This window comes from Proteiniphilum sp. (assembly GCF_034927365.1).
GTDB lineage: Bacteria > Bacteroidota > Bacteroidia > Bacteroidales > Dysgonomonadaceae > Proteiniphilum.
The window spans coordinates 44077-54670 of the sequence record NZ_JAYFQD010000006.1 but is presented as its reverse complement, the minus strand read 5'-3'; the positions used below and the strand labels follow the sequence as shown (position 1 = coordinate 54670).

At 44.3% G+C, this 10594-nt stretch carries 9 protein-coding genes, 2 tRNA genes and 1 pseudogene; 3 read left to right on the top strand and 9 right to left on the bottom strand.

Going from position 1 to position 10594, the window contains the following annotated elements; all coding sequences use genetic code 11:
• Positions 1 to 54: 54 nt before the first annotated feature.
• The 9 genes and pseudogenes from VB073_RS03555 to dnaK all read right to left on the bottom strand — a co-directional run bounded on the left by VB073_RS03555 (position 55) and on the right by dnaK (position 6191).
• A tRNA-Tyr gene (locus VB073_RS03555) sits at positions 55 to 140 on the bottom strand.
• 22 nt (positions 141 to 162) lie between these two features.
• Positions 163 to 236 (bottom strand) — tRNA-Thr (locus VB073_RS03550).
• Positions 237 to 343: 107 nt separating this feature from the next.
• Positions 344 to 640 carry a ribosome hibernation-promoting factor, HPF/YfiA family gene (gene hpf / locus VB073_RS03545; protein ID WP_323402772.1) on the bottom strand — a complete coding sequence of 99 codons (297 nt, stop codon included), beginning with the start codon at positions 638 to 640 and terminating at the stop codon, positions 344 to 346.
• Positions 641 to 652: 12 nt separating this feature from the next.
• Positions 653 to 1543: a tyrosine recombinase XerC gene (locus VB073_RS03540; RefSeq protein ID WP_323402771.1), complete on the bottom strand. Its 891-nt coding sequence runs from the start codon at positions 1541 to 1543 to the stop codon at positions 653 to 655.
• Positions 1544 to 1674: 131 nt separating this feature from the next.
• Positions 1675 to 1866 carry a 30S ribosomal protein S21 gene (rpsU, locus tag VB073_RS03535; RefSeq protein WP_323402770.1) on the bottom strand — a complete coding sequence of 64 codons (192 nt, stop codon included), beginning with the start codon at positions 1864 to 1866 and terminating at the stop codon, positions 1675 to 1677.
• 327 nt (positions 1867 to 2193) lie between these two features.
• Positions 2194 to 3039, bottom strand: a complete 846-nt coding sequence (locus VB073_RS03530) for a VIT1/CCC1 transporter family protein (protein ID WP_323402769.1) — start codon at positions 3037 to 3039, stop codon at positions 2194 to 2196.
• Positions 3040 to 3413: 374 nt separating this feature from the next.
• Positions 3414 to 3602: pseudogene (locus VB073_RS03525) on the bottom strand (hypothetical protein); the annotation flags it as partial.
• Between the two features lie 101 nt (positions 3603 to 3703).
• Positions 3704 to 3835, bottom strand: coding sequence for a hypothetical protein (locus VB073_RS03520; protein ID WP_323402768.1), 132 nt, complete (start codon positions 3833 to 3835; stop codon positions 3704 to 3706).
• Between the two features lie 442 nt (positions 3836 to 4277).
• A complete protein-coding gene (gene dnaK, locus VB073_RS03515) occupies positions 4278 to 6191 on the bottom strand; it encodes a molecular chaperone DnaK (protein WP_323402767.1) in 1914 nt (637 codons plus the stop codon).
• Positions 6192 to 6494: 303 nt separating this feature from the next.
• Here dnaK and VB073_RS03510 point away from each other — a divergent pair, with 303 nt between their 5' ends.
• From VB073_RS03510 to VB073_RS03500, 3 genes are all read left to right on the top strand, one after another.
• Positions 6495 to 8012 carry a DUF4301 family protein gene (locus VB073_RS03510; RefSeq protein ID WP_323402766.1) on the top strand — a complete coding sequence of 506 codons (1518 nt, stop codon included), beginning with the start codon at positions 6495 to 6497 and terminating at the stop codon, positions 8010 to 8012.
• A gap of 31 nt (positions 8013 to 8043) precedes the next feature.
• A complete protein-coding gene (locus tag VB073_RS03505; RefSeq protein ID WP_323402765.1) occupies positions 8044 to 8433 on the top strand; it encodes a hypothetical protein in 390 nt (129 codons plus the stop codon).
• Between the two features lie 64 nt (positions 8434 to 8497).
• Positions 8498 to 10525 (top strand): OmpA family protein, encoded by a 2028-nt coding sequence (locus VB073_RS03500; RefSeq protein ID WP_323402764.1) that lies wholly within the window; start codon positions 8498 to 8500, stop codon positions 10523 to 10525.
• The last annotated feature ends 69 nt before the right edge of the window (positions 10526 to 10594 follow it).

The window sequence follows — 10594 nt, the reverse complement described above, 5'->3', positions numbered from 1 at the left end:
CCGCTCTCCGTTTTTAATTGGCACATTGACTGATTTGCACATTGGCAAATTGATTGGTGGGCAGTGATGGATTCGAACCACCGAAGGCGTAAGCCAGCTGAGTTACAGTCAGCCCCATTTGGCCACTCTGGTAACTGCCCTAAATTAATGCCTTTTCGTTTGAGCCTCTTGTCGGATTCGAACCAACGACCCCGAGATTACAAATCACGTGCTCTGGCCAACTGAGCTAAAGAGGCTTATATTCTTGAAATTAACCGTTTCTCTCTTGAGATTTGGAGAGAAACGGTCGCAAAGGTAGTGATATTTTTTATGATGCCAAAACTTTTATCTGAAATTTTTGGCGTTACCTTTCCTTTTTTTCTTTGGTTTTGAGAATCTGTTTTTCTATGGCTACCACACTTAGGTCAATAGCCTCTTCGAATGTGTCAGCCGTTTTGTTGGCAAATGCCTCACTATGCCTGAGTTTCAATTTCACGGCTGCGTCTTTGTTCATAGCCGTTTCCGGTTTTACTACTTTCAGGATCACTTCTGCGAGGATAATGTCGTCGGAGAATCGTTCCAGTTTTTTGATCTTTTTCTCTACAAACGCTTTCAGTTGATCAGTGGCGTCAAAATTTACAGATTGAATTGTCAGTTCCATACTTTTCCTCCTTCATTTTTTTGCTCTTGGATGAGCGTATTGATATGCTTTTTTCAATTCTTCAAAAGTAACATGTGTATAGACTTCCGTAGACGCAAGGCTGGAGTGCCCGAGCAGTTCCTTTACCGCATTGATCTCGGCGCCGTTGTTCAGCATCTCAGTGGCAAAAGAATGGCGTAATACGTGCGGGCTTTTTTTTGCCAGGGTGGGGATGCTGTTGAGATGATTGTGAATGACATTGTACACAAGTTTAGGGTATAGAGGTTCTCCATCTTCCTTGACAAAAAGAAAAGGGGATTTGTTCTCTATTTCGGCATCTCTGGCTGCGATGTATGCTGTAAGTTTTTCTTTTGTTGTGTCGGAGAAGGGGATAATGCGTTGCTTGTTGCGTTTTCCCGTTACCCGGAGTGTGCATGCACCGAAATCGATATCATTATCCTTCAAGGCTATCAGTTCCGCACGGCGCATACCGGTAAGGTAAAGCAGTTCGATCAGGAACCGATCGCGGTGCCCCCGGAAGTCGTCGGAATACTCAAACGGATCATCCAGCACTTTCCCCATTTCCGGGTCATTCACGAACGAAGGGAGTTTCTTAGCCACTTTGGGGCCAGTTACAGCCTCTGTCGGATTCTGCACGATCATCTCTTTTTTCTTCAGGTACCGGAAGAATGATTTTACAGCGCTGAGTTTACGGTTCACGGATCGGGCTTTCAACCCCTGTCCCATCAACTCGCTCATCCAGATACGGATATGATTGCTGTGGATGCGTACAGGATCGAATGTACCCAGTTCCCCGATGATAAACGCTTCAAACTGAGTGAGGTCATCCAAATAAGAAATCTCCGTATGAGAAGAGTAGTTCTTCTCAACACGGAGATATTGTATGAATTTTTCCTTCCACATTTCGTTATTCCGTCGATGAGCTACGAAAGTAAGGAAAATTTTTGAAACTCCGAAACCAATAAAAGTAAAATAATCATTAAAAAAGCGAAGGATTATTATTGTAGGTCCTCAGAGGTTTCAGAGGCCAATAATTATTCTTCGTTTTGTTGCATTTGCTGCACGTAGATGGCGTGCTGTTTTTTCTTGCGTTTCTCGATGGAAGGTTTGGTGAATGCCTGACGGCTGCGTAGTTCTTTTACAACACCTGTTTTTTCGTATTTGCGTTTGAATTTCTTCAGGGCCCTTTCAATATTTTCGCCCTCTTTTAATTGTACAATGATCATATTTGTTGTTTGTTTAATTAATTCTTTTTGTTTGAGATTATTGTGATGAATGCCATACATTATTATAGACATCATCTATGCTATGGCCTTTGCGATCTGTTTCTTAGCAGTGGTAATTCCCGAACTTTGGCTCTTAATTTCTGCCATAGTCCGTTATCCATATTCAAGATATCCCCTCGCCGTAATCAGCCCTTAGCCTGAAATGTAACCGTTTTTATTTCTTCTTTGCTAATTTCTGGTTGTACAATAACCTCCTCTCTGTTTCGGGCTGCAAAGGTATAAATAAAAATATAAATATCAATCTACTAAGTGGCAGATTTTTTACTGTTATACATTAATATTAAATATCCGATTTACGATCAAACCGATGAAAAAACTGACAGTTGCCACGCCGAGACTGATGGATACCATCTCCAGAAAGCGTTTCCGGAAAGGTGTACCTTTGGCAACAGACACATAAAAATTGAATATGTAGATGATGGTTACAGCGATAGCTACTGTTATCAATAAAGCAATAAAGACATTCTTGACGATCAGGTAGGGGAGGATGAGCGCGATCACTGTAGCAATATAGGCGATACCTGTGTAGATCGCCGATGTGAGCGGTTTTACTTTTCCCGTATTTTCTGTTTTGGTCGATAAATATTCCGAGCCGGCCATGGAGAATGCAGCCGAAATTCCGGTGATGATGCCGATAGCGGCAATCATGGGAGAACTCTGTATCCCTAAAGTAAGCCCGGCAAGCACTCCGGTTAATTCAACCAAAGCATCATTCAGTCCGAGGACAATCGAACCGAGATAATCGAGCGGCTTATCATTCAGTAATTCAATCAGCTTGTCTTCATTTTCCTTTTCGGTTTCGTACATCTTTTCGCCCTCGGGGAAATCAGAGCGCATGGCACCGTAAGTTTGTACTCCTTTATGAGCATCACGTTCCAATAGCTTGATCCCGAATGTGAGGCCGAAGAATCTGATCAGCAACGTATAAAACGGCACTTTCCAATGATAGGGCAGTACTTCCTGTTGTGTATATGACTTCCAGGTAGCTGATTGATGTTCTTCATTCTTCGCTATTTGTAGTAGTATCGCTTTATTGTTTTCGTTTTTTTCGAAATCTGCCACGCGGTAATAGATTTTTGATTCCGTCAGTTCCGCGCGTTGTGCTTTTACCATTTTTTTATAGGAAGAATCAGTGTCAGTCATATCGAACTAGTATTAAGAAATTATACCTGCTGCAAATGTACGTAAATTATCCAGATCATCTTGGTTTGGTCTTCCTTTATGCAAGATTGTCAATTATCCGCGACAGTGAAATTCCCTTTCTCAACATGGATATTTCGTTTTTCCGGTAGTTGTTTTACCTGTGGGTATACTCCCTTATTCGTTACACTGAAAATTAAGGATTCCTCTTATTTAGTACTTCAATGTGGAGTAAAAAAACGGAGAACGTGAAAAAAGTCATTCTTTATCTGTTATCCGGTTTTAATTTCATCTATTTAGTGAAGTGAGTTATACCTCAAGCCTTCATATAGGTCAAACACTATCATTTACCAGGTGTAATATATTGCGAAACTGTATGGGGTCGTGTCTCCCTGGAAATAAATCGGACCCGGTTCAGCCTGGTTACTATCGATAGCGCCGCCCGTGATACCTGGAATTTCCTGGTTATTGATAATGGTGATGCCGTTGGCTATAATCGTTACCATTCGCCCGATCAGTGTGATATCATACGTCTTCCAGCCGTCGCCACAAAACGTCCTACCAAAGTTTCAAAACCCGATATCTCCACTTCCAACCACGAAGGTCTCATTGTGCCACCTTCATCTACTGTCAAATCTCATCTACCTACCAGCGTTCCGCCGTCTACACTCCCTGCTTTCGCCGGGGTTATTTGTGCATAACCCGAAGTGGCAATCATGCAGCTGCCAATAATCAGGCACATTACATGCAATAATCTTCTGATTTTCATTTTTCTTTTCAAAGAATGCTGAACCCTCTTAGCTCTATTGAAAACACACAAGCGGTGGATATACACCCCAATACGAAAGTATTTATTCCATTTATAACTATATCAGTTGTTTATAATATTGATGTTCAATTACAAAGATATAAGATTTTTCTTATATTTGCCCGTAAAAACAAGAAGGTTTGTCCTCGCAATAAATTTTGTTCACGAGATTTTATTTGTGATTTGCACTTTGCTTTATTAAAAACGACGGATAAGGATAATTGAAAATGATTGTATATCCAAATATATAAAACAAAAACCGCAGTAAAACAATTGCTTACTGCGGTTTGAGAATATTTGATTATTTATCTTAGTCGATCTTACTTCGTCAAAGCTTTGCTTTGTCACAATAAGTTCACGCTTGGAAATAAAAGTGAACTTTTACTTCTCTCGCTTAATCGCTTTATTTTACTTCCTCGAAGTCTACGTCAGTTACGTTATCATCGTTGGACTGGTTGCCACCTTGCGACTGTTGCTGTCCTGCATCGGGACCGGGTTGTGGGCCGGATTGGGTGTTGGAGGCATTGTACATGTCTTGTGAAGCGGCCTGGAAGGCAGTGTTCAACTCAGTGGTGGCTGCATCGATGCCGTCGAGGTTCTGTGCTTTGTGGGCTTCCTTCAGTTTGTTGAGGGCTACTTCAATCGGCGCTTTCTTGTCAGCGGGGATCTTGTCGCCCAGATCAGTCAATTGCTTTTCAGTCTGGAAGATCAGTGAGTCGGCATGATTCAGCTTGTCGATGCGTTCCTTTTCTTTCTTGTCGGCTTCTGCATTGGCTGCAGCTTCTTCCTTCATCCGTTTGATTTCATCATCGCTCAGCCCGGAAGAGGCTTCGATACGAATCTTCTGTTCCTTGCCGGAGGCCTTGTCCTTGGCAGAAACACTCAGGATACCATTGGCGTCGATGTCGAAGGTCACTTCGATCTGAGGAATTCCACGTGGCGATGGTGGTATACCGTCGAGGTTGAATACTCCGATCTGTTTATTGTCACGTGCCATCGACCGCTCACCTTGCAGTACGTTGATCTGTACCGAAGGCTGGTTGTCGGCTGCCGTAGAGAAGGTCTCGCTCTTCTTCGTCGGGATGGTAGTATTGGCGTCGATCAGTTTGGTCATTACGCCACCCAGTGTTTCAATACCGAGTGAAAGCGGAGTTACGTCGAGCAGAAGAACATCTTTTACTTCACCTGTCAACACGGCTCCCTGGATAGCAGCACCGATAGCCACTACTTCATCGGGATTTACCCCTTTATGCGGTTTCTTTCCGAACAGGCTTTCTACCAGGTCCTGTACGGCCGGGATACGGGTTGAACCACCCACCAGAATTACTTCGTCGATATCGGAATTGCTCAGTCCGGCATCTTTCATTGCTGTCAAGCAGGGTTGTTTACATTTCTGCAACAGGTCGTCGATCAACTGTTCGAATTTGGCACGTGAAAGGGTTTTTACCAGGTGCTTTGGAATTCCGTTCACCGGCATGATATATGGCAGATTGATCTCGGTGCTGGTAGAGCTGGAGAGTTCAATCTTTGCCTTTTCAGCAGCCTCTTTCAGACGTTGCAACGCCATCGGGTCTTTGCGCAGGTCCACTCCTTCGTCATTCATAAATTCATTGGCCAGCCAGTCGATGATACGGTGGTCGAAGTCGTCACCACCAAGGTGGGTATCACCATTGGTCGATTTCACTTCAAAAACGCCGTCACCCAGTTCGAGAATGGAGATATCGAAAGTACCACCACCAAGGTCGAATACGGCCACTTTAGAATCCTTGTTCTGCTTATCGAGCCCGTAAGCCAAAGCAGCGGCAGTAGGTTCATTGACGATACGGCGTACGGTCAACCCGGCGATTTCACCAGCTTCCTTGGTAGCCTGACGTTGAGCATCGCTAAAGTAGGCAGGCACGGTGATCACCGCTTCTTTCACCTCTTGTCCGAGATGGTCTTCGGCAGTCTTTTTCATCTTCTGCAATACGATGGCAGAAATTTCCTGTGGCGTGTAAAGATGTCCGTTGATATCAACACGCGGCGTATTGTTGTCGCCTCTTACTACTTTATAAGGTACACGTCCGATCTCTTTCTGAACTTGGTCGAAAGTTTCTCCCATAAACGTTTTGATGGAAGAAATCGTATTGTGAGGGTTGGTAATGGCCTGACGTTTGGCAGGATCTCCTACCTTGCGTTCACCGTTATCCATAAAGGCCACCACCGAAGGGGTAGTCCGTTTTCCTTCATTGTTGGGGATTACAATGGGTTCATTGCCTTCCATAACGGAAACACACGAATTGGTTGTCCCTAAGTCTATTCCTATTATTTTTCCCATAATCTATATATATTGTTATTATTATTTTTTCTTTTCAGTGAATGAGATTGACTCTCATTTCTCATTGTCAATCATCTGCCAGCCATTACCGGTCTGTGCTCGACATATTATTTCTTTTTCAAATGTTGTGCCAAATTTTCGAAGAGCAGGAGTTTCTGCCAATATGACGGTGTCAATTTTGTACATTCACCACTCTTCGTTTAAAAAATAATCTCTACCTTTGATGAATAAAGAGTATAAAAGCGGCATTCTGTTTTAGAATTGTGCTGTGTAATGATAATAACAATTTTAAGGCCAAACACTATGTATACACAACAAGATTTGGAATTACTGCGTGAAAAAGGGATCTCGGAGGATCAGATTGATACGCAACTGAAATATTTCGCTGCCGGATTTCCCTATCTCTCTATTGTCGCTGCTGCTTCCGTAGGGAGAGGCATAATGAAAGTAGGAAAAGAAGAAGAAAAAGTGTACCTAGATGCATGGCAGGATTTCCTGGACAGTGGTAAGAAGGTGACCAAATTTGTGCCGGCTTCAGGAGCAGCCAGCCGTATGTTTAAAGATTTGTTTGCTTTCATTGATGCTGATTATGATGTGCCGACCACTCCTTTTGAAAAAGAGTTCTTCGACCGTATCCAGCAATTTGCTTTTTTCGGTTCACTCGATGAGACATGTAGGGTTTTGTTTGCGAAGGATGTGGAGACATTGTGTCAAGAAGGACGATATAAAGATGTGGTGTCAGCGTTGCTTAGTCCGGAAGGGATGGATTACGGCAGTATGCCCAAGGGATTGCTCCTTTTCCATAAGTATCCCGAAGGCAACCGTACCCCGGTAGGAGAACACCTTACCGAAGGTACATTCTATGCAAAGAATAAAGTCGGTGAGGTGGGGGTGCACTTCACCGTATCGGCGGAACATAAGGAGATGTTTGAACTTTTGGTGGCAGCCAGGAAGTTGAATTATGAATTCAAGCTGGGGGCTACTTTCTCAGTATCATATAGTATCCAGAAGCCGAGTACCGATACCATTGCCGCAGATGTGCACAATGAACCTTTCAGAAATGAGGATGGATCGCTACTGTTCCGTCCCGGCGGACATGGGGCGTTGATTGAGAACCTGAATGATATCAATTCGGATGTGATTTTCATAAAAAATGTCGATAATGTGATTCCTGACAGGTTGAAGGAAAATGAAGCGCGATACAAGAGGTTACTGGCAGGTATTCTGGTATCGATGCAACAACGTACGCATGCTTACCTGAACCTGTTAGAGTCGGGCGAAGCCACGACGGACGAGTTGGGAGAGATGCTGGCATTTACCGAAAACGAACTGTGTATCTCTCATCCCGGACAATTTGCCACGGAAGATGAACTGAAAAAATACCTGAAAGTGAAATTCGACCGGCCTTTCCGTGTGTGTGGCATGGTGAAGAACGAAGGTGAACCGGGAGGTGGTCCTTTTATCACTGTCAATCCCGATGGCACGGCATCTCTTCAGATACTTGAGAGTTCCCAGATCGATAAGAATGACGCTGCAGCGATGGAGGCATTCAGGAATGGCTCTCACTTTAATCCTGTGGATGTGGTGTGCGGCGTAAAATGTAATCAGGGAAACAAGTACAATCTGACAAAATTTGTCGATCGTAATACCGGATTCATCTCCCAGAAATCAAAAAATGGCAAGGAACTGAAAGCGCTGGAGTTGCCAGGATTGTGGAACGGGGCGATGAGTAACTGGAATACCATTTTCGTAGAGGTGCCTATTTCCACTTTCAATCCGGTGAAGACGGTGAACGACCTGTTGCGACCTGAACATCAATAAGATGTCGTCGCACTGTAATCAGTCTCAATATATGCGTAAATCTGTTATTATTCTTTTTTTCTTTTTGCTCGCTTTCATTTCATGCGACAATGAACCTTTGGCACAGGATTTGTCTTCGTTGCAGGGGACAAAATGGAAGTATGCTGAAACTCAGACCTGGGATGGCGGTAGCTCCTCGTTCGTGATCACACTCCATTTCATAGGAGAAGAAACAGTGGATTATCGCTATGAGTTTAAAGGAAAGTCTGGTTCTGAAACTCAGTTAGGGAGAGAAGAACGCAGCTATATTTACCGGTACGACCTTTCGGTGAAGCAAGGTGTTTTTATTTATGAGGATGGAGATAGCCAATCCTTCGAGTTGAGAGGAAATCTGCTGTTTTTAGAAGTGGGCACCGATACCTATATTTTTCGAAGGGAGTGACTTACCGAAAAAGGATGATACAATAATTCCCCGAAAAAACCGTTTATAGCCAAAACGGACGAACTTGAAATTGGCTTTCCCATATATTCTGCTGGCGGCTGCATGTTTGCTGCTTTCGTGCGATCAGGCAAGACTGAGTATCGCACGGGATCAATATCTTCGTGGGGAATATTATATTGCGAGCGAGACCTATAGGACGCTATACCGGAATGCACTGCGTGAAGGGGTGGCTCAACGGGCGGTTATCGCTTTTGAGCTCGCTGAAAACTACCGCAGATTGAATCAGTCCGCACGAGCTGTGACTGCTTACAGTAACGCTATCCGTTACGGATATCCCGACACAATAATGTATCTTCACTATGCCCGGATGTTGCATCGTGAAGAACGTTACCATGCTGCCGCAGAAGAATATCTCCGTTTTTTAACATTCAAACCGGATGATCCGATGGCTCTCCGCGGGCTTCGAGGGGTGGAAATGGCTCTGAAGTGGCGAGAAAGCCCTACACGATATAGAGTCGAGCGGATAGAGTTGTTCAATTCAAATCGTGGAGAGTTTAGCCCGATGCTTTCACCGCAAGGCGACGGCCTTTATTTTGCCTCCTCGAGAGATGAGGCCCTTGGAGAAGAGAAGAGCCCCATCACAGGGATGAAATACAACGACCTTTTCACTACAACTAAGAATGTACACGGTGAATGGCAGCGCCCGGAACGGATAAATACCGACATCAATACCGACCATGATGAAGGTACACCCTCTTTCTCTCCGGATGGGGAGTGGATGTATTATACTTTCTCCGGCGGCGATCCCAATTACCCTACCACTGCAAAGATCTATCTCTCCCGGTGGGTCAATGGCCGGTGGAGTGAGGGAAAGCTTTTGGAGATAGTGAAGGATGATTCGCTCTCCCTTTTTGCCCATCCGGCGATCTCCCCATCGGGCCGTTGGCTTTACTTTGTTTCCGATATGGCGGGTGGCTATGGCGGTAAAGATATATGGCGGGCGGAAATCCGGAATAATCAGGAGATATTATCCGTAGAAAACCTTGGTCCGGTTATTAATACGCCTGGTGATGAACTTTTTCCCTATCTGCGCAATAACAATAGACTCTATTTCTCGTCCGACGGTCATCCCGGGATGGGAGGACTAGATATTTTTGTGGCTGTTGCCTCAGGAGAGGATAGTGGGAGAGGGGAAGAGTGGGAAAGTGGAAAGGAAGGGAAGTGGGAAGGTGGGAAATGGCTTGTACGTAATATGGGATCTCCGCTTAACTCGTCTGGCGATGATTTTGGGATCACGTTTGAAACGAAAGGAGAAAGGGGATTTTTCAGCTCTAACCGGAATGATGTGCGGGGATATGATCATATCTATTCTTTCACCTATCCCGAAGTGACTACATGGGTAGAGGGTTTTGCAGTGGATCCCGATGATGAATTCATCACGGGTGCTACCGTGAGCATAGTAGGAAATGACGGATCCCAACTGCAATTAGTGACCGGAGAGGAGGGTGAATACCGATTCAAGGCCCGGGAGGGAGTCGATTACCTGTTGATGACGAGCGCCGAAGGCTTCCTCAATAAGAAACAGAGATTATCGACCGTTTCTGTCGAAAAAGATACCCTTTACTATGTCGATTTTGAGATGATACCCTATTATAAACCGGTTATACTGGACAATATATTCTACGATTTCAACAGTGCCACATTGCGGGGGGAGTCGAAAGAGGAACTGGATTTGCTGATAACACTACTAAACGAGCATCCGACTATTGCCATAGAACTCTCAGCCCATACCGACCGGAAAGGATCGGACGAGTACAATCTTGATCTCTCCCTACGCCGTGCTCAATCGGTAGTGGACTATCTCGTGACTAACGGTATCAATACGCAGCGTCTGTCGGCTCACGGTTTTGGTAAGACCCAACCGGTAAAAGTAATGAAAAAGATGGCTGAACAATTCGATTTTCTGAAAGAAGGAGATCTCCTCACCGAAGAATTCATTGAAACTCTTACAGTTGATCAACAGGAAATCGTCGATCAGATCAACCGTAGGACAGCTTTCGAAGTGGTCGATCACCAATTCGGATTGCATTAATAGCCTGAAGAACCCTATATGTTCGAAAGGATTTACTAACTTTGGAACATAATTTTTTGTAGCGTATCG